14 protein-coding genes, 2 tRNA genes and 1 riboswitch are annotated in these 19,250 nt (G+C 73.9%); of the genes, 11 read left to right on the top strand and 5 right to left on the bottom strand.

Going from position 1 to position 19,250, the window contains the following annotated elements:
• Positions 1-52: 52 nt before the first annotated feature.
• From ACFYVL_RS34920 to ACFYVL_RS34890, 7 genes are all read left to right on the top strand, one after another.
• Positions 53-403: a metallopeptidase family protein gene (locus ACFYVL_RS34920; protein ID WP_389252210.1), complete on the top strand. Its 351-nt coding sequence runs from the start codon at positions 53-55 to the stop codon at positions 401-403.
• A gap of 110 nt (positions 404-513) precedes the next feature.
• Complete coding sequence (locus tag ACFYVL_RS34915) at positions 514-957, top strand: CrcB family protein (protein WP_389252487.1); 444 nt, start codon at positions 514-516, stop codon at positions 955-957.
• Positions 954-1,328 carry a fluoride efflux transporter CrcB gene (gene crcB, locus ACFYVL_RS34910; protein ID WP_389252208.1) on the top strand — a complete coding sequence of 125 codons (375 nt, stop codon included), beginning with the start codon at positions 954-956 and terminating at the stop codon, positions 1,326-1,328. The genes ACFYVL_RS34915 and crcB overlap by 4 nt, the downstream gene beginning before the upstream one ends.
• Positions 1,329-1,548: 220 nt before the next feature.
• Positions 1,549-2,142: a hypothetical protein gene (locus ACFYVL_RS34905; RefSeq protein ID WP_389252206.1), complete on the top strand. Its 594-nt coding sequence runs from the start codon at positions 1,549-1,551 to the stop codon at positions 2,140-2,142.
• A gap of 194 nt (positions 2,143-2,336) precedes the next feature.
• On the top strand, positions 2,337-4,628 hold the full coding sequence (locus ACFYVL_RS34900; RefSeq protein WP_389252204.1) for a DEAD/DEAH box helicase: 2,292 nt from the start codon (positions 2,337-2,339) through the stop codon (positions 4,626-4,628).
• A 209-nt stretch (positions 4,629-4,837) separates the two neighbouring features.
• A complete protein-coding gene (locus ACFYVL_RS34895; protein ID WP_389252202.1) occupies positions 4,838-7,825 on the top strand; it encodes an FG-GAP-like repeat-containing protein in 2,988 nt (995 codons plus the stop codon).
• A gap of 124 nt (positions 7,826-7,949) precedes the next feature.
• Positions 7,950-8,022 (top strand) — tRNA-Lys (locus tag ACFYVL_RS34890).
• Positions 8,023-8,124: 102 nt separating this feature from the next.
• Here ACFYVL_RS34890 and ACFYVL_RS34885 read toward each other — a convergent pair.
• Positions 8,125-8,850, bottom strand: coding sequence for a MarR family winged helix-turn-helix transcriptional regulator (locus ACFYVL_RS34885; RefSeq protein ID WP_389252201.1), 726 nt, complete (start codon positions 8,848-8,850; stop codon positions 8,125-8,127).
• A 139-nt stretch (positions 8,851-8,989) separates the two neighbouring features.
• On the opposite strand from ACFYVL_RS34885, the gene ACFYVL_RS34880 reads away from it, so the two are divergent.
• The 4 genes from ACFYVL_RS34880 (at position 8,990) to ACFYVL_RS34865 (ending at position 13,243) form a co-directional block, all read left to right on the top strand.
• Positions 8,990-9,928, top strand: a complete 939-nt coding sequence (locus ACFYVL_RS34880) for an NAD(P)H-binding protein (RefSeq protein ID WP_389252199.1) — start codon at positions 8,990-8,992, stop codon at positions 9,926-9,928.
• Between the two features lie 125 nt (positions 9,929-10,053).
• Positions 10,054-10,127 (top strand) — tRNA-Met (locus ACFYVL_RS34875).
• A gap of 171 nt (positions 10,128-10,298) precedes the next feature.
• Positions 10,299-11,501, top strand: coding sequence for a PP2C family protein-serine/threonine phosphatase (locus ACFYVL_RS34870; protein ID WP_389252197.1), 1,203 nt, complete (start codon positions 10,299-10,301; stop codon positions 11,499-11,501).
• Positions 11,502-11,847: 346 nt separating this feature from the next.
• Positions 11,848-11,981, top strand: a riboswitch (cyclic di-AMP (ydaO/yuaA leader).
• Positions 11,982-11,992: 11 nt separating this feature from the next.
• Positions 11,993-13,243: a M23 family metallopeptidase gene (locus ACFYVL_RS34865; RefSeq protein ID WP_389252195.1), complete on the top strand. Its 1,251-nt coding sequence runs from the start codon at positions 11,993-11,995 to the stop codon at positions 13,241-13,243.
• 174 nt (positions 13,244-13,417) lie between these two features.
• On the opposite strand, the gene ACFYVL_RS34860 is transcribed toward ACFYVL_RS34865, so the two are convergent.
• The 4 genes from ACFYVL_RS34860 to ACFYVL_RS34845 form a co-directional block, all read right to left on the bottom strand.
• Entirely contained in the window at positions 13,418-14,884 is a 1,467-nt protein-coding gene (locus ACFYVL_RS34860; RefSeq protein ID WP_389252193.1) for a PrsW family glutamic-type intramembrane protease, read from the bottom strand.
• 167 nt (positions 14,885-15,051) lie between these two features.
• Positions 15,052-15,975: a tRNA (guanosine(46)-N7)-methyltransferase TrmB gene (gene trmB, locus ACFYVL_RS34855; RefSeq protein WP_389252485.1), complete on the bottom strand. Its 924-nt coding sequence runs from the start codon at positions 15,973-15,975 to the stop codon at positions 15,052-15,054.
• Positions 15,976-16,245: 270 nt separating this feature from the next.
• On the bottom strand, positions 16,246-17,463 hold the full coding sequence (gene lhgO / locus ACFYVL_RS34850; RefSeq protein ID WP_389252191.1) for an L-2-hydroxyglutarate oxidase: 1,218 nt from the start codon (positions 17,461-17,463) through the stop codon (positions 16,246-16,248).
• 144 nt (positions 17,464-17,607) lie between these two features.
• Complete coding sequence (locus ACFYVL_RS34845; RefSeq protein ID WP_389252189.1) at positions 17,608-19,038, bottom strand: MFS transporter; 1,431 nt, start codon at positions 19,036-19,038, stop codon at positions 17,608-17,610.
• Positions 19,039-19,250 lie beyond the last annotated feature (212 nt).

Genomic DNA, 19,250 nt, shown 5'->3' with positions numbered 1-19,250 from the left:
GTATGCCCAGCCGCGCGGGCGGCCATGCCCGGTGGTGGATGAGAATGGGCGCGTGCTGGAGATGACGCGTGAGGAGTTCGAGGAACTGGTCGCCGAGGCCCTGGACCGGATACCGCCGGAGTTGACGCGGTTGATGGACAACGTCGCGGTGTTCGTCGAGGACGAGCCCGCGACGGACGACCCGGAGCTGCTCGGTCTGTACGAGGGAACACCGCTGACCGACCGCGGGGAGTGGTACGCGGGCGTGCTGCCCGACCGCATCACGATCTACCGGGGCCCCACCCTGCGGATGTGCGAGGACCGGGACGACGTGGTGGCGGAGACCGAGATCACGGTGGTGCACGAGATCGCGCACCACTTCGGGATCGACGACGAGCGGCTGCACGCGCTGGGGTACGGGTGAGCGGGCGGGCGGAGGCGGGGGCCGGGCCGGCGGGGTCGGAGGTGGAGGCGGCCGGGGCCGGGAGCAGTGCGGTGCGGGGTGCGGTCGGGGCCGTCGATCCGGACGTCGATCTGCGGGCCGCCGCCGAACCCCGGCTGGGCGGCACCCTGCCGGTGCTCGGCGCGGTCGCGGTGGGCGGCGCGCTCGGGGCGTCGGCGCGGTACGGGGGGCTGCTGCTGTGGCCCGCGTCCGCGGGGGGTTTCCCCTGGGCGGTGTTCGGGATCAACGTGCTGGGGTCCGCGCTCATCGGGGTGCTGATGGTGCTGGTCGCCGAGGACGGGCGCTCGGCGCACCCGCTGGTGCGGCCGTTCCTGGGCGTGGGCGTGCTGGGCGGCTTCACCTCGTTCTCCACGTACGCGATGGACGTCAGCGGGCTGCTCGGGCGCGGGGAGCTGCTCACGGCGGCGGCGTACGGGCTCGGGACGGCGGCCGGGGCGCTGGGCGCCGTCTGGGCGGCGGCGGGCACGACACGGCGGGCGGTACGGCGGCGTACCCGGGCGGGAGACGAACGGTGAACTGGCTGCTGGTGGTCGTGGGCGGCACGGTCGGGGCGCCGCTGCGCTATCTGACCGACCGGGCGGTGCAGGCGCGGCACGCGTCCGGGTTCCCCTGGGGCACCGTCACGGTGAACGCGGCCGGCAGCCTGGTGCTCGGGGTGGTGACCGGGGCGGTCGCGGTGGGCGCGGCCTCCTCGTCCGCGCAACTCCTCGTGGGCACCGGGCTGTGCGGGGCGCTCACCACGTACTCGACCTTCTCGTACGAGACCCTGCGGCTGGCGGAGAGCGGGCAGCGGTTCCTCGCGGTGGCGAACGTGGCGGTGTCGGTGCTGGTCGGGCTGGGCGCGGTCGGGCTCGGAACGGCGCTGGGGCAGGGGTTCGGCGGGTAGCGGAGCGGCCGTGGCGGGGGCGGCGGGCCGTGCGGGCGCGGTGTGTTCCGGGTGCGCGGGGGGTGGCGGCGCGGTGGTGGTCGGGTGCGGGCGCGTGTCCCCGGCGGGCCGAAGGGAGTTGAGAGGGCAGACCCCAACCCGCCATACGGCTCTCCGACCGCCGCAGAGCAGCCCCGTGCGTCTGTGCCGTCGCCCCGGCCGTCATCCCGGAGGTGCGCCCGTGCGCCAGCTGCCCACCCCTGTCCGACTCGCCGCCGCGGCGCTCGCGGTGGCGGCTTCCGCAGGCTGCATGAGCGTGAGCGACGAGGGGAGCAAACCGCTCCCGGCCCGGCCCGCCGCCAAGCAGGAGCAGGCGGGGCCGGACGGCGGCGCCGCGGTGGGCGGCGAGGGCCAGGGGCGCACCGACGGCAGGCCGGTTGCCCGGGGCGAGGGGCCCGTGGCGGACCCGAAGGGGGCGAGCGGGCCCCCGGCAGGCCCCAGCGCGACGCCCGGCCCCGAGGCGACCCCGTCGAAGGCGACCCCGGGCGCCACGCCGTCCCCGGGTCTCACCCGGCCCCCGCAGTCCCCGGGGCTGCCGACGCCCTCCGCGACCCGGCCGACCAAGGACCCGACGCCGACCAGGCCGCCGGTGAGCACCCCGCCGGAGCCGACGCCCACGCAGCCGCCGGAGCCGTCCGAGCCGCCCACCCCCTCGGAGACCCCCACCGCGGAGAACCGGGCGGCCGGGACGCCGGAACCGGTCCGGTACCGCAGGGCGCAATTTCATGGAGCGCAGCCGGAGGCAGCGGCAAATCCGCAGGTGGAAGCCGTGTAGCGCAGTCGATTTGCCAGGTGTGGGGGAGGGTGCGTATGGTTATAGATCGTTTGATCCCATTGCCCGGCGCCGACACAGAAGAGCGCCGTGTGGCGCGTACTCTCCCTTGCCGTGGCTGACCGCATAGAGGCGGTTTCACTTGCGATTCACGGAGTTTGGGCGCGTGCCGAGACTCCGAGAGGTTTCGCATCCGCATGTCTGTTTCCAGTTCTGACCGCACCGCCATGCCCACTGACGCCGAGCAGCAGCTCGACACCGCGTCGGTCGAGGCTGTCGAGACGGTCGACGCCACCGAGGTCGTAGAGGCCGCCACCGAGATCGTCGAGTCGGCCGAGGCCGTCGCCGAGGACGTTCCCGCCGAGGTCTCCGACTCCGCCGAGGGCGAGGTCGCCGAGGCCGACGAGGACGACGCCGAGCCCGGCGTCACCTTCGCCGACCTGGGTCTGCCCGAGGGCGTCGTGCGCAAGCTCGCGCAGAACGGCGTCACCACCCCCTTCCCGATCCAGGCCGCGACCATCCCGGACGCCCTGGCCGGCAAGGACATCCTGGGCCGCGGCCGCACCGGCTCCGGCAAGACCCTCTCCTTCGGTCTGCCGACCCTGGCCCAGCTGGCCGGCGGCCACACCGAGAAGAAGAAGCCCCGCGCGGTCATCCTGACCCCGACCCGCGAGCTGGCCATGCAGGTGGCCGACGCCCTCCAGCCGTACGGCGACGTGCTCGGCCTGAAGATGAAGGTCGTCTGCGGCGGTACGTCCATGGGCAACCAGATCTACGCCCTGGAGCGCGGTGTCGACATTCTCGTCGCCACCCCGGGCCGGCTGCGCGACATCATCAACCGCGGTGCCGCCTCCCTGGAGAACGTCGAGATCGCCGTTCTCGACGAGGCCGACCAGATGTCCGACCTGGGCTTCCTGCCCGAGGTCACCGAGCTGCTCGACCAGGTTCCGGCCGGCGGTCAGCGGATGCTCTTCTCCGCCACCATGGAGAACGAGATCAACACCCTGGTCAAGCGGTACCTGAAGGACCCCGTCACGCACGAGGTCGACAGCGCGCAGGGCAACGTCTCGACCATGACCCACCACGTCCTCGTCGTGAAGCCGAAGGACAAGGCGCCGGTCACGGCCGCGATCGCCGCCCGCAAGGGCCGCACGATCATCTTCGTCCGCACCCAGCTGGGCGCCGACCGCATCGCCGAGCAGCTCCAGGACTCCGGCGTCAAGGCCGACGCCCTGCACGGCGGCATGACCCAGGGCGCCCGTACCCGCGTCCTCGAAGACTTCAAGAAGGGCTACGTCAACGCCCTGGTCGCCACCGACGTCGCCGCCCGCGGCATCCACGTCGACGGCATCGACCTGGTGCTGAACGTGGACCCGGCCGGTGACCACAAGGACTACCTGCACCGCTCGGGCCGTACCGCCCGCGCCGGCAAGTCCGGTGTCGTCGTCTCCCTCTCCCTGCCGCACCAGCGCCGCCAGATCTTCCGTCTGATGGAGGACGCGGGCGTCGACGCCTCGCGCCACATCGTCGGCGGCTCCGGCGCGTTCGACCCGGAGGTCGCCGAGATCACCGGCGCCCGTTCGCTGACCGAGGTCCAGGCCGACTCCGCCACGAACTCGGCCAAGCAGGCCGAGCGCGAGGCCAAGGAGCTGGCGAAGGAGCTGGAGCGCGTGCAGCGCCGGGCGACCGAGCTGCGCGAGGAGGCCGACCGTCTGGTCGCCCGTGCCGCCCGTGAGCGCGGCGAGGACCCGGAGACCGCGGTCGCCGAGGCCGCCGCCGCTGCCGAGGCCGAGGCGCTGGAGGAGGCCCAGGCCGAGGCCGCCGCTGCCGCGAAGGCCGCGGAGGAGGCGCGTCAGCGCCGTGACGAGCGCGGCAACTACGAGCGCCGTGACGACCGCGGTGGCTACCGGGGCAACAACGACCGTGGCGGTTTCCGCGGCGGCGACCGTCGTGACGACCGGGGCGGCGACCGCGGTGGCCGTTCCTTCGAGCGCCGGGACGACCGGGGCGGCGACCGTGGCGGCTTCCGTCGCGACGACCGTCCGTCCGGCGGCTTCCGCCGTGACGACCGTCCCTCCGGCGGCTTCCGCGGCAACGACCGCCGTGACGACCGTGGCGGCTTCCGCGGCGGCGAGCGCAGCGGCAGCGACCGTCCGGCGGCCACCGGCTACCGCGGCAACGACCGCAACGACCGTCCGTCCGGCGGCTTCCGCCGTGACGACCGCCCGTCCGGCGGCTTCCGCCGCGACGACCGGGACGACCGCGGTGGCGACCGTGGCGGCTTCCGCCGCGACGACCGTCCGTCCGGTGGTCACCGGGGCAGCGACCGTCCGTTCAACCGCGACCGTCGTGACGAGCGCCCCTCGGGCGGCCGTTCCTTCGGCGGCGGCGACCGTCCCTACGGCCGCCGTGACGACCACCGCGGTGGCACCGGCACCGGCTCCTTCGGCCGCCGCGACGACAAGCCGCGCTGGAAGCGCAACGGCTGATCCCGGCCCCGCATCGCAGTAACTCCCTGAAACGGGCCCGCTCTTCACGAGCGGGCCCGTTTCTCTTTTCACTTCCGTCACATCTGTAACTGGGTTAGCATCCGGCGACTGTGTGACACGTGCCATGGGCATGTGCAGGTGTGTGGGGAGCGGCCGGGGGGCCTGGGCCGACGCCCCGTTCCCGGGCTGCCCGGGGAGGGGCTGGGCCGATGAATCGACGTAACCGACTGAGATCCGCCGCGGCGGTGGCCGCCGTGCTGGGTACGGCGGCGGGGCTGGTGCCGGTGCTGGGGGGCGCGGCGGTGGCGGCACAGGAGCCGGTGGGGGAGGTGGTGGTGCCCTCCATCGACCGCAAGGAGCCCCGGAACGTCTTCCTCGGCAACGCCGGAGCCACGGGGTACGTGCACAGCCAGGAGGGCGGCGACCGGACGGAGTGGGTCGACTTCGCCACCGGCGCGGCCCACGACGCGTACCCGCCCCACCTGACCACCAACTACGGCGGCACCGCCGCCGCCCTCCTCCGCTCGCCCACCGGAGGCGACGACCAGGTCCAGCTCCGGGACCTGCCGACCGGCCGCACCAGCACGCTCCCGATCCCGGCCGGCACCCGCTGGACGCAGGGCTACACCGCCGACACGATCCTCGTCGGCGGCTACGACGAGACGGCCAGGACGTACACCGCGCTGCGGCAGGTCCGCGCCGACGGCAGTGTCGTCAGGGAGTTCGGCGGGCTGCCCGAGAACACCACGGCGGTCACCCTCGTCCGGCAGGACGGCAGGGGCGGGCTGTTCCAGGTCCGCAACCAGGGCAACTCCGCCGCGCGCTTCTTCCTGCTCGACTACTCGAGCGGCACCTTCCGCCCCCTGCACGACAGCTCCGCCGGGACGTCCCCGCAGCTGAACGACGACCGCATCGCCTGGATACCCGCCACCGGCGGCACCCTGCGCACGCTGTCGCGCGCCGAGCCCGCCGAACCGCCGCGCGACCTCGCCCTGCCCGTCGGCCGGGTCGCCGCGTACGCCGTCGGCAAGGACTGGCTGTTCTTCCGTCTGGCCGCCGCGCCCGACACCACGCCCCACCCGGCCGGCCAGCCGCTCCGGGCCGTCCCGCTGAACGGCGGCGCCGTCCGCGAGCTGCTGCCCCGCTCGACCGGAGGGCTGCGGGCGCTGCCCGACGGCGGCGCGGTCGCGATGGGGGGAACGGACGCACAGCACTGGGCGGTCCACCGCATCGGCGTCGACGCGGACGGCACGCCGCGCGCGACGGCCGTGCGCGCGGTGCCCGCGGTGGCCGCCACCCGGCAGCTGCTCGCGATCGGCGGCAACAGGATCAACTACCTGCTGCCGAGCGGCACCGGGTTCACCGGCGTCTACGAGCTGGACGCCCCCGGGGACGGCGCGCCCAAGGTACGCGCCTGGGAGATCAACGCACCGCACTACGCCCCCGTACCGCTGGGCGACGGCCAGAGCGCGTACCTCTCGGACGGCCGCGTCAAGACACCGCGCGAGCTCAACACCCACCGGCCGCTCGACCTGCCCGGGTACACCGAGGCCGTCGAACTGGTCGCGGCGTCCGGCCGCTACGCCGTGGTCAACGCCGCGGACGGCAAGCAGTACGTCGGCGACTTCGAGATCTTCAACGGCACCTCCGAGGTGCTCACCCGCCCCGCCCCGAGCGCCGCCGCCCTCTGGGGCAGCACCCTGTGGAAGCCGGCCGCCACCGCCGGGAGCATCGACTCGTACGACGTGAAGACGAAGCGGACCACTCCGGCCGTCAACACCGGCTCCGGCTGCGTACCGACCAGCCTCCAGGCCGTCGGCCGCTGGGTCTACTGGCAGTGCACCACCGCCAAGGCCGGTGTCCTCGACGCCACCACGGGCAAGAACATCACCGCCCCCGTCGGCGGCAAGCTCGGTGACGGCTTCGTCGTCACCAAGACCGCCGACGACAGGCTCCGCCTCACCGACCTCCTCAAGGCGGGCGCCACCGCCGACTTCTCCGCGCCCGGCGTCACCGTCGGGGACTGGGCGGTCGACGCCTACGGCGGCCCCGTCGCGTACACCGACGCCGAGCAGCGCATCCGGCTCAAGCCCTCCGGCGTCGCCCGGCAGGCCGTCTCCGTCATCGAGCAGCAGGTGGACGGCACGGCGGTGGCCCGGCAGGCCGCCGACCCCTGGAACGCCCGCTTCCTGCTCTCCCGTCCGGTCGCCCGCTGGACCGTCACCTTCACCGACCACCGGGGCCGCACCCTCGCCACCCGTACCGGCACCGCCCGTACCGGCGCGCAGATCGCCCCGGAGTGGGACGGCAAGGACGACAAGGGCAACGTCGTCGTCGGCGGACGCCACACCTGGACCCTGACCACCGACGCGGGCGACGGCACCGGCCCGCAGCGGACGGCCACCGGCGCCCTCTACCTCTCCGGTGCCAAGGACACCCCCCGGGACTACGACGGCGACGGCTACGGCGACGTCATGACCTTCACCACCGGCGGCACCCTGCACACCCACCAGCTCGGCACGAACGGCACCGACCGGCTCACCCAGTCCGGCGGCTGGCCGAAGGACAGCACGTTCGTCCCGTACGGAGATCTGACCGGCGACGGGTGCAACGACGTCCTGGTCCGCGACGCGAGCGGCGCCCTCGACCGGTTCGACGGCACGTGCACCGGAGCGGTGAAGCCCACCGGGCCCAGGACCCGCATCGGGACCGGCTACCAGCAGTACGACGTCCTCACCTCGCCCGGCGACCTCACCGGGGACGGCCGCCCCGACCTGGTGGCCCGCCACCGCACCACGTACGACGTGTACCTCCTCGCGGCGAAGCCCGACGGCAAGCTGGCGTACCCGGTGAAGATCCGGCCGAACTGGAAGGCGTACTCCCATGTCGTCGGCGCCGGCGACCTCAACGGCGACGGCCACGGCGACCTGCTGGCCCGCGCCTCCAACGGCGACCTGTGGCGCTACGACGGCACCCCCAACGGCCAGTTCAAGGAGCGCGTCCTGGTCTTCACCGGCTGGGGCATCGGCTACAAGGAGATCGTCGGGGTCGGCGACGTCTCGGGCGACGGCAGGGCCGACCTGATGGTCCGTGACACGGCCGGCGGCATCTTCCGCAACGAGGGCGACGGCAAGGGCGGCTTCGGCGCCCGCCGCGCCCTGACGACGGGCTGGCAGGGCTACAAGTCCCTGTTCTGACCGCCTCCCGGCCGTGCGCCGGACCGTGTTCGCGTGCGGGGTGGTCCCCCCGGGCACCACCCCGCACGCGATACCCGATCGGTTGTCGGGAGCCGGGCAGCTATGCTCTTGGGAGTCCTGCCGGGGGCCATTAGCTCAATTGGCAGAGCAGCGGACTTTTAATCCGTTGGTTGTCGGTTCGAGTCCGACATGGCCTACAGGACGAAGTGAGAGGCTCACGCCTCTGACCTGCGGGGGAGCGCCCCGACCGGTTCACACCGGTCGGGGCGCTCCGTCGTTTCCCGGGCGGCGGCGCCCCGTCAGCCCTCGCTCGCCCGCTGGTTCCCGCGCGTCGCGAGCGCGTTCTGGTCGGCCACGTAACGCAGCATCAGGCGGGCGAACTCCAGACGGTCGCGCTCCGGCCAGGCGGCGGTGACGTACTCGAAGGCGTCGCGCTGGTGGCGGCGGAAGCGGACCATCAGCTCCCGGCCCTCGGGGCTCAGGTGCAGGACCGTGCGGCGGCCGTCCTGCTGGGAGGCGGCGCGGATCAGGTAGCCCGCGGAGATGCAGTCGGACACCATGCGGCTGGCCACGGACGGGTCCACGTTCAGGTACGTGGCGACGGCGCCGACGGTGACCTCGCAGGGACCGGGCCCGGCGGCGCGTGCGGTCCGTGGCTGCGGGGTGCTCCGGTCGGCGGGGGTGGCCCCTTCGGCCGAGGTGGCCCTTTCGGCCAGGGTGGCCTTTTCGGCCTCCAGCACGATGTTGAGGACCAGCGTCCGGCTCAGGTCCTTGGGGCAGAACGGATTCGCGACCTCCAGGAGCGAGGACCTGCGCAGCTTCCCGAACGCCTGGCCGACCGCGTCCAGCAGCGCGTCCGCGTCCAGTGCCCCGATGGCGTCCAGCACGCCGGTGTCAGGCCCGCCTGTGTCCCGCCCACTCGTGTCAGGCCCGTCCGTGTCCGGCCCGCCCGTGTCCGGCTCGTCGTCCCTGGTCGGCGGCCCGTCCCCGGCCGGCCGGCCGTCCGCCGTTTCGTGCTTCTTCATGGCCGCATCGTACGCAAGGGCCGTGCGCGCCACATATATGTGTTGACCTGAAAATGCGTGCATGGAAGCATGTATATGCGCTCGGTCAAAGAATTGGCCGGGCGGATCCGTCGAGCAAGTCGATCCACGGGAGCTTCGCGTGTCCTTCCTCCTCACCGGTGCCCGCGGCCAGGTCGCCCGAGCCGTCGCCGAACGCCTGGTCGCAGCCGGACACGGCGGTGGTCCCGGCGGTCCGGCCGCCGCTGCCGGGTCCGCCGGGGCCGTCCGTACCGCCGGGTCGTTCGTCCGTGTGGCCAGTGCCCGTCCCGCCGAGCTGGTCCCGCCGGACGGGACCGAGGCCGTCGAGATGGTGCTGGACCGGCCCGAGACCTTCGCCGCCGCGCTGGCCGGCGTACGGCAGGTCTTCCTCTATCCGGTGCCCGCCGGAATCCACGAGCTGATCAAGGCCGCCGAGGCCGCCGGGGTCGAGCACGTGGTGCTGATGTCCTCCGCCGCCGTCCTCGCCTCCGACGCCGAGACCCATCCGATCGCCGCGCACCACCTCCAGGTCGAGCGCGCGCTCGCCGAGTCCGCGCTGACCAGCACGTTCCTGCGGCCGGGCGCCTTCGCCAGCAACTCGTTCAGCTGGGCCGGGCCGATCGGCCAGGGGCAGCCGGTGGCCCTCCCGTACCCGGACGCGCGGGTCGTCCCCATCCATCCCGCGGACATCGCCGACATCGCGTTCGCAGCGATGACCGGAGCGGGAGAGGGGCGCGAAGGGGGCGTCGGCGGCTCTCTCGCCGGACGTACGGTCGCGCTCACCGGCGCCGAGCCGCTGTCCTTCCGCGAGCAGCTGGCGATCATCGCGGAGGAGACCGGACGGGAGGTCCGCGTCGAGCACATCGGGCGCGCCGAGGCCGAGGAGCAGATGGGCCGCCACATGCCCGCCCGGATGGTGACCGCGCTGCTCGACATCTGGGCTGCCGCCGAGGGCGGTCCCGCGGAGATCGCCGACACCACCGAGACCCTGCTCGGCCGCCCGGCCAGGACCTTCCGGCAGTGGGCGCGGGAGAACGCGGGGGCCTTCGAGGGACGCTGAGTCCGAGGGGCGCTGAGCGGGTGGGGCGAGGGGGCGGTGCGGGCCGTCCCCGTGGCCGCTCCGCGCGGGTGGCCGCCCCCGTGGTCAAAGCCGCCGCCCGGATGGCGTAGGGTTGTGTTCACCGACGCGGGGTGGAGCAGCTCGGTAGCTCGCTGGGCTCATAACCCAGAGGTCGCAGGTTCAAATCCTGTCCCCGCTACTGAAGACCTGAGGCCCGGAACTCGACAGAGTTCCGGGCCTCAGGCGTGTGCGGACCTACCGGGCCTCGTGCCGGACGCGCACGCGGCCCGTCCCCCACATGGCGGATGCCGATTCGCCCTGCGGCGCGGCTCCGGCAAGCCTGGGTGGGGAGCGGTACCGTCCGCACCCGGTGCGGACCTGGGCAGGAGAGCAGACGGTGGCGGGGTACGAGCGCGGTCGCGACGGGGTCGAGGGCGGGGCCGACCAGGCGGAGAAGGGCCGCAGGAGCAGGCGGTTCGTACGGACGCTGCCCCCTCTCATGATCATCGGTGGGGCCGTCTTCGACGCGTCCTCGCCGCCGAACTTCACCGCCGCCCCGCTGTTCGCCGCGGCTCCGCTGGTCGCCGCCCCCTTCTTCGGTCTCGCCGCCACCGTGCTGACGGCGGTCGCCTCGGTGCTGGCCGTGGTGGGGCTGCGCATCCACGACGACTCGCTGAAGAGGGTGCTGTCGGTGACCGAGCTGGTGACGGTGCTGACCGTCGCCGTGCTGGCCGTCTTCATCAACCGGGTCGTGCGCCGCGGGGACCGGCGGCTCGCCTCGGTGCGGGTCATCGCGGAGGCCGCCCAGCGGGCCGTCGTCCCCACGCCGCCGGAGAGCATCGGCGGACTGCAGATCGCGGCGCGGTACGAGGCGGCGGAGGCGGACGCGTTCATCGGCGGCGACCTCTTCGCGGTGCAGGACACCCCGCACGGGGTGCGGCTGGTCGTGGGGGACGTACGGGGCAAGGGGCTGGAGGCCGTCGAGGCGGTCGCGGTGGTGGTGGGCGCGTTCCGGGAGGCGGCCGAGACGGAGAGCACCCTGGAGGGCGTCGCGCAGCGGCTGGAACGGGCGCTGGCCAGGGAGGGCCGGCGGCGCGAGGGACTGGACGCGATGGAGGGGTTCACGACGGCGGTGCTCGCCGAGATCCCGCGCGCCGGGGGCGTCGTACGGCTGGTGAACCGGGGGCATCCCGAGCCGCTGCTGCTGTACGCGGACGGCGAGCTGGACGTGCTGACGCCGGAGGAGTTCGCGCTGCCGCTGGGGATGGGCGACCTGGGGGACTGGCCGGACCGGGCGCGGGAGGTCCGCTTCCCCGGTGGTTCGACGCTGGTGTTCTACACGGACGGGCTCTCCGAGGCGCGGGACGCGGCGGGTGTCTTCTACGACCCGGCGCTGCGGCTGCACCGGTCGCTGTTCCCCGGCCCCGAGGCCGTGCTGGAGGCGCTGACGAGCGACGTACGGGTGCACACCGGCGGCAAGCAGACGGACGACATGGCGCTGCTCGCGGTGGGGCGGCCGGGCGAGGGGCAGCCCGCCCGGCGGCGGACCGTGGAGATCGTGAAACGGCCCTGAGGGCCGGGTGCGGGACCGCGCGGCCGGCGGGGGCTCGGCGGCGGGCCGGGCACCGCGGCGCGATGGCTACGGGTTGTTACGGGGCGTGCTCGAAGGGGCGCGCTCCGCATAACAATTGACGATCTATCAGTTGTGGAGAGTTTGCGCGCAAGGCAACGCGAGTGACCGAAGGGGCGTCAGGGGGCCGTTGGGTCGCCCTGTTTGATGGCCTTTTGGGGCTGATGTCCTGGCCATCGATGCGCGCTCTGCGTTAACGATCAACAGGAACGGCTTGGAAATCCACTTGTGTGTCTATTAACGTTCGATAACGCAGCGCGGTCGTCCCAGCCGTCGTCAGAGACGGCGCCGTGCGCGTGCGCCGAATTCCGTGAGGAAACCGGGGAACCACCAATTGGGGTGAATCGGGCCGAACCTGGCCCGTAGGAGACCTTCCTGCTCCGAACCCGTCAGCTAACCCGGTAGGCGAGAAGGAAGGAAAGGAGCGCGCCTCCGTGGCGTCCAACAGGCCTGCCCCCGAGTCCCCCGCAGCCCCCGCTTTCTCGTACGGGGCGTACGGCGTCCCGAACGACACCGACGGGACGGAGGGCACCGGCCACGGCTACGGCTACGGCGCCACCGCGACGATGCCGACGGTCCCGGCGCAGCAGCAGCGCGGCGGCTACGAGGGCTTCGTGGAGTTCGACGGTCCGCCCGCCTCCACCGAGGAGTGGAACCCCACCGAGGACTCCGTCGTTCCGGTCCGCGGCAAGCACCGGGTCGCCAAGCAGCGCGGCTCGCTGGCCCGCAGTTCCACCGTGCTGGGCGTCGGTGTGATCGCGGCCGTCGGCGCGGGCGGCATCGCCACCGCGCAGGACAAGCCCGCCGTCTCCATATCGCTGCCGGACCAGATCTCCGATTCCCTCGACTCCCTCGCCGACGCCCTGCCGGACGCCAAGTCCCTGCCGGGTGTCGGCGCTCTGGTTTCCGGCTCCGACGACGAGAAGCCGGGCTCCGGGTCCGGTACCGGGGAGGAGCTGATGGCCGCCCCCGCCCCCGCGGCGGCTCCCGTCGCCGCCACCGACCAGGCCGGGCACGCCGTCGGACAGCAGCCGGGCGCGGGCGACAGCCTGCGCGCCCGCATCCTCCAGCAGGCCGAGCAGCAGCGCTCCGCCGCCGACGCCGCCGTCCGGGAGGCCGCCCGCGCGCAGGCCGTCAAGGACGCCGCAGCCGAGGCGAAGAAGCAGCGCGACGAGGCCCACGCGAAGGCCGAGAAGGCCGCCCGGGAGAAGGCCGAGGCCGAGGAGCGCGCCAAGGCCGCCGCCGCGGCGAAGGCGGAGGCCGAGCGGCTCGCCAAGCTGGCCGCCAGCTACTCGCTGCCCACCTCGGGCTACTACCTCAGCGCCACCTTCGGGCAGTCCGGCTCGATGTGGTCCTCGGGCCACCACACCGGACTCGACTTCGCGGCCGGTGCCGGCACCCCGGTCAAGGCCGTCCACCAGGCGACCGTCAAGTCGGCCAACTACTCCGGCAGCTACGGCTACCGGATCGTCCTCGAACTGCCCGACGGCACCGAGGTCTGGTACTGCCACCTCTCCCAGATGAACGTCTCGCCCGGCGAGAAGGTCTCCACCGCCCAGGTCATCGGCAACGTCGGCGCCACCGGCAACGTGTCCGGCGCGCACCTGCACCTGGAGGTGCACACCCCGGGCGGCGACGGCATCGACCCGGCCGCGTGGCTGCGCGGCAAGGGCCTCACCCTCTGACGCGGCGCTCCACCCCGCTACCCGGTCCCCGCCCCGTGCGGGGACCGCGGTCTGCCGAACTCCGGCAGTCCTGGCGCTCACCCCCCGACGCCAGGGCTGCCGGTTCGCATGTGCGGCCACGCGCCGTGCCACCTGCCGCCGCACGCCCCGGCCACCGGTCCGCGGCCGACGGCCTCAGCGCCTGTACGGGTTGTACGCCGCCGCGTACGCCGGGTGGTACGGCGGCGGCAGCATCCGTATGCGCCCGGTGACCTGGGCCGCGTACACCAGCGCCGGGCTCGCGATCCGCTTGCGCTGCCATAGCCGGTGCAGCAGTTCGCGCTCGCGGGCGGTGAACTCGGCCGCCGCCTCGGAGCAGGCCACGGCGCGCCGGGCCCGGTACCGCAGAAAGGCGAGAGCGGTGGCGGCCCGCTCGTACTCGGCGACCGCGCGGGCGCCGTCCGGGCCGTACGACCGGGCCGCGTACCCCTGGGCCAGCGAGCGGGCCCGCATCGACGACAGGGCCGGCGGTTCGGCCGGCTCCAGCCAGCCCGCGGCGGCGTACGCGGGCAGCTCGGCGCCGAGCAGCCGCAGTTCGCGCTGCCGGGTCCAGATCGACAGCCAGGTCAGGAACGCGAACACCGGCACCATGAACAGCCCGTACACCGCGTAGAAGCCGAACGGGCCGAAGGCCGCCGACCCGTTCCACAGGGCGTGCATGCCCATGGCCAGGAGCAGCCCGAGCAGCGGCAGCGCGACCCGGCGGACCCGCGCCCAGGCACCGGACCTGCCCCGGCGGGCGGGCACGAGCGCCACCAGCCCGAAGCCGATGCCGGTCAGCACGGTGAACAGGGGATGCGCGAACGGCGACATGATCACCCGGACGAAGAAGGTGCCCGCGGTCACCGAGCCCAGACCGGAGAACCCGAACGCCTGGTCCTCGCCGAAGGCGTTGCCCAGATAGAGGATGTTCTCGGTGAAGGCGAAGCCGGTCGCGGTGAAGCCCGCGACCACCACCCCGTCCACGATCCCGGTGAAGTCCCGTCTGCGGAACAGGAAGATCAGCAGGATCGCCACCGCCTTCGCGGACTCCTCGACGACCGGTGCCACGACCGTCGCGCCGAGCGTGTCCGCCCCGTCGGGATCGGCGGTGGCCACGGCTATCCACCGCACGGCGAAGCTGTTGGCGGTGATCGCCACGAGTGCGGCGGCGCAGGAGCCCCAGGTGAAGGCGAAGATCATGTTCCGCCAGGGGCCCGGCTCGACCCGGTCCAGCCAGCGGAACGCCATCACCAGCAGCGGCACCGGGAAGACCGCGAGACCGAGGCCGACCAGGAACCCCCGGGTGCCGGTCTGCTCCCGTACGAGAGCGAGCAGGACCAGCCCCGACAGGGCGAGCAGCAGGATCAGCGTGGTGGCCCGGACCGCCTTGCTGCGCCAGAAGCGGCTGGCGCGCACCCGGTGGGCCAGTCGGCGGCCGGGGAACGAGCGGCGCGGCGCGTCCCCCTGCCAGGGCCCGGGTCCCGGCTGCTGCCAGTGCGCGGGCTCCTCGACGGCGTCGAACCGCGGCCCGGCGTCCCCCGTCGCGGGTTCGGGAACCCGCGCGGGGCCGGGCACCGGCACGGCCGGGTGCGGAGGCTGCGGTTCGTACGTCTCGTACATCCAACGACCCTAACGAGTGCCACCGACAGCCGCGACGCCCTGTGGACAAAGCCTGTGGACAACCGAGGGATCGCGCCGTTGGGCCCGCCGGACGCACGGCGCCGGACCACCGGACGTACGTCGTCCGGGTACGTCGCCCGGTACGTGGGGCGGCGGGCCGGGGCAGGTCAGGCCGGGCGGGCGACCCGGCGGAACAGCAGGTCGTGCACCACGTGCCCCTTGTCCAGGCCCTGGCCCTCGAAGCGGGTCAGCGGCCGGAACGCGGGCCGGGGCGCGTAGCCGCCGCCCTCCACGGTGTTCTCGAAGTCCGGGTGCGCGGTGAGCACTTCGAGCATCTGCTCGGCGTACTCCTCCCAGTCGGTGGCGCAGTGCAGTACGGCGCCGGGCGCGAGCCGGGTCGCGGCCAGCGACAGGAACTCGGCCTGAATCAGCCGCCGCTTGTGGTGGCGGGCCTTGGGCCACGGGTCGGGGAAGTACACCCGCAGTCCGGACAGCGAGTCGGCGGGGAGCATCTCGCGCAGCAGGATGATCGCGTCGCCGTTGGCGACCCGGACGTTGGAGAGCCCGTTGCGCTCGGCGAGACCGAGCAGGTTGCCCTGGCCGGGGGTGTGCACGTCGACGGCGAGGATGCCGGTGTCCGGGTCGTCGGCGGCCATCTGCGCGGTCGCCTCGCCCATCCCGAAGCCGATCTCCAGCACGACCGGCAGCCCGCCGAACATCTCGTCCAGGTCGAGCACGCGCTGTCCGTCGATGTCGATGCCCCGGGTCGGCCACCAGCGCTTCAGCGCCTCCGCCTGCCCGGTGGTGACGCGGCTGCGGCGCGGCTGGAAGCTGCGGATCCGCCGCTCGAAGTGGGAGCCGGCCGGGTCGGGGGAGGGGCCCACCCCCTCGGGGAACATGCGCAGGGCGCGGGCGCGCACATGGGCGGCGGCCCGGTCGGCGGCGTCGCGCGCGGCGAGCTGCGAGGGGCCGGGCTCCTCGGCACCGGCACCGGCGCCGGCACTGGCACCGGCACTGGCACCTGCACCGGCGCTCGGCGCGGTCGGCAGCGCGTCCTGCGGGGCGGCGGGCTGCTCGGGGGTCTGGGACATCGTGGGGTTCTCGCTGTTCTCGGGCACAGTGCTCCGATTCTACGGAGACGGCCGGTGCGGGACGTTCCGGGCGAGGCCCCCCGCGACGGCCCGGCTCCCGCGACAGCCGGGCTCCCGTGATGGCCCTGCTCCCGTGACAGCCCGCCGCCCCGTGACAGCCCGGCCCCGCGACAGCCCGCCCACCGACGGGACCACCCCGCCCACCGCCGGGGCCACCCCGCCCGAGGCCCGTCGCCGTCGCGCCCCCGCGCACGGCCGCCCCGTCGTGCTTCAGCCGCGCGGCGTGGAACCTACCTGTGCTCCCAGCACGCCCAGGACCCGCCGGGCCACCTCGCGCCCGATCGGGAGGGAGGCCGTGGCCGCGGGGGACGGGGCGTTCAGCACGTGCACCGTGCGCGGGGCCTCGCGGATCAGGAAGTCGTCGGCGAGCGTGCCGTCCCTCAGTACCGCCTGCGCCCGCACTCCCGCCGGGGACGGCCGCAGATCGGCCTCGGTCACGGCGGGCAGCAGCCGCCGCACCGCCTCGGTGAACGCCCGCTTGGACAGCGAGCGGTGCAGCTCGCCCGCCCCGTACCGCCAGTGCCTGCGGGCTATCCGCCAGGAGCCGGGCCAGGCCAGCGTGCCCGCCAGGTCCGCCGGGCGCACCGCACCCCAGTCGTACCCCTCGCGGGCCAGCGCGGGCACCGCGTTGGGCCCCACGTGGACCCCGCCGCCCACTCCCCGGGTCAGGTGCACGCCGAGGAACGGGAACGCCGGGTCCGGCACCGGGTACACCAGCCCGCGCACCAGCTCCGGCCGCACCAGGTCGAAGTACTCCCCACGGAACGGCACGATCCGCATCCCCGGCTCGTCGCCCGCCAGCCGCGCCACCCGGTCGCAGTGCAGCCCCGCGCAGTTGACCAGCGCCTTCGCCCGGACCACCGTGCCGTCCGCGGTGCGCACCGCGACCCCGGCCGCGCGGCGGGCGATGGCCGTGACCTCCGCCCCGTACCGCACCTCGGCGCCGGAGGAGTGCGCCAGCGCCCGGGTCACCCGGCCGTAGTCGCACACGCCCGTCGTGCCCACGTGGATCGCCGCGAGGCCGCGCACCTCGGGCTCGTACTCCTGGATCTGGGCGGGGCCCAGCTCCCGCACCGGGATGCCGTTCTGCCGGCCGCGCTGGACGAGGGCGTGCAGGCGCGGCAGCTCGTCCCGCTCGGTGGCGACGATCAGCTTGCCCGTCACCTCGTGCGGGATGCCGTGCTCCGCGCAGAACTTGATCATCTCGGCGGCGCCGCGCACCGCGTACCGCGCCTTGAGCGAGCCCGGCCGGTAGTAGATCCCGCTGTGGATCACCCCGCTGTTGCGCCCCGTCTGGTGCCTGGCCGGGCCGGCCTCCTTCTCCAGCACCATGACCCGGGTCCCCGGCGCGGCACGCGTGAGCGCATGCGCGGCCGCCATCCCGACGATCCCGCCGCCGATCACCAGCACGTCGCAGTCATGCGTCATCGCTGCCACCTCCCACCCCGAATAGTGCACTGGCCCACTGACAACGCCCGTAAACCCGGAACGCGAGACCTCTGGTCAGAGCTTTACGCGACGGCCCCTTCCGGTTCGTCCCGGCGCCGCCCTCCACGGTCCCGCGGACCGGTCCTAGGCCGGGGCCACCAGCAGCGGCCTCGCCCGCTCGCGCAGCTCCGCCACCCTCGGCTCGTCACCGTACGGCTCCAGCCGGTGCAGCAGGTCGCGCACGTACTCGGTGGTGCGGGCGGAGGAGATCCGGCCCGCCACCTCCACCGCGCGGGTGCCCGCCGCGCAGGCCGCGTCGAGGTTGCCCGACTCCAGCTCGGCGACGGCGCTCACCACCAGGCGCAGCCCGTGCGACCGGACGAACTCCTCGGTCGGCCGGGACAGCGCCTGCTCGGTGAACCGGCGCACCTGGCGCGGCAGTTTGAGGTCGCGATAGCACTCGGCGGCGTCCGCGGCCAGCCTGTCGTACGAGTAGAAGGCGAGCCAGGAGGGGTCCGGGTCGCCCTCCCTGGCCCGTTCCAGCCACCCTTCGGCGGCCTTGAGCGCGGCTCCGGCGGCGACCGGGTCGCCCGCCTTGGCGTGCGCGCGCGCCTCGACGAGGCGGAAGAAGCTCATGGTGCGGGCGGTGGCCAGGCCGCGGTTGCGCTCCAGGGCGGCCTGCGCGAGGTCCACGCCCTCGTCGGCGAAGCCGCGGTAGGTGGCCTGGAGGGACATCGACGCCAGTACGTACCCGCCGAGGGGGACGTCGGCGGCGGCGCGGGCCAGCCGCAGGGCCTGGATGTAGTACCGCTGGGCGGCTTCCTGCTGGCCGGTGTCGAAGGCCATCCAGCCCGCCAGCCGGGTCAGGTCGGCGGTGGCGCCGAAGAGCGAGCGGCCGACGTCGTCGCTGTAGGAGCCGAGCAGCAGCGGTGCCGCGTCGACCCGCAGGCATTCGGGGACCATCGACGAACGCCAGTCCCCGCCGCCGTACTTGGAGTCCCAGCGGCGCGCGTCCTCGGCGGCCTCGCGCAGCTTGGCGACATCGCTGTGACCCACGCGTAAGGGAGTGGCGTCGGCGGCGCCCTCGGCGGCGGTGGAGTCGCGCGCCACGGACGAGTCCGCGGGGGATATCAGCCAGCGGGAGGCCGGTGTCGCGTACGCGCTGACCGCGAACGAGCCGGCCAGGGACTGCCAGATTCCGCCGCTGCCCGCCCGGCGTCCGGCCAGGTCGAGGCGGTAGAGCTCGGTCGCGTGGCGCACCGCGACCGACACGTCGCGCGGGAAGGCGAGCCCGACCTCGGGGGCCGGGTCGGCGTCCGCCAGACCGATCTCGTGCAGCGGTACGGGGCGGCCGAGTTTGGCCCCTATCGCCGCGGCGATCAGATGGGGCGCGGCGCCCTGCGGCACCATGCCCTTGGACACCCACCGCGCCACCGACGTCTTGTCGTAACGAAGCGTCATGCCCCTTTGCGCACCGAGGTCGTTGACCCGGCGCGCCAGCCCGGCGTTGCTGATTCCCGCGAGGGCGAGAACCGTGCCGAGCTTGTCGTTCGGCCCGCGTTGCTCCCTGGACATTGCGCCACCCCTCACGCAGACGGCCGCCGCGGGCCCGGCATAGGCACGCGGCATTCGTAAACCCAGCGTAGTTCGCCGCATCCCAAGCGTTAAGGGGATGTGTCCCGTATGGCGAGATTCTTGTTCGTACGGACATCTGGGGAGGAACGTTCCGTCCGATTCGTGCTCCTGTCGTGTGGCCGTGCGCCCGGCCGTGCGCTCTTCTCGGCCGC

It is taken from the genome of Streptomyces sp. NPDC004111 (genome assembly GCF_042874215.1).
Classification (GTDB): domain Bacteria; phylum Actinomycetota; class Actinomycetes; order Streptomycetales; family Streptomycetaceae; genus Streptomyces.
This window is presented reverse-complemented; position numbering and strand designations above follow the sequence as displayed.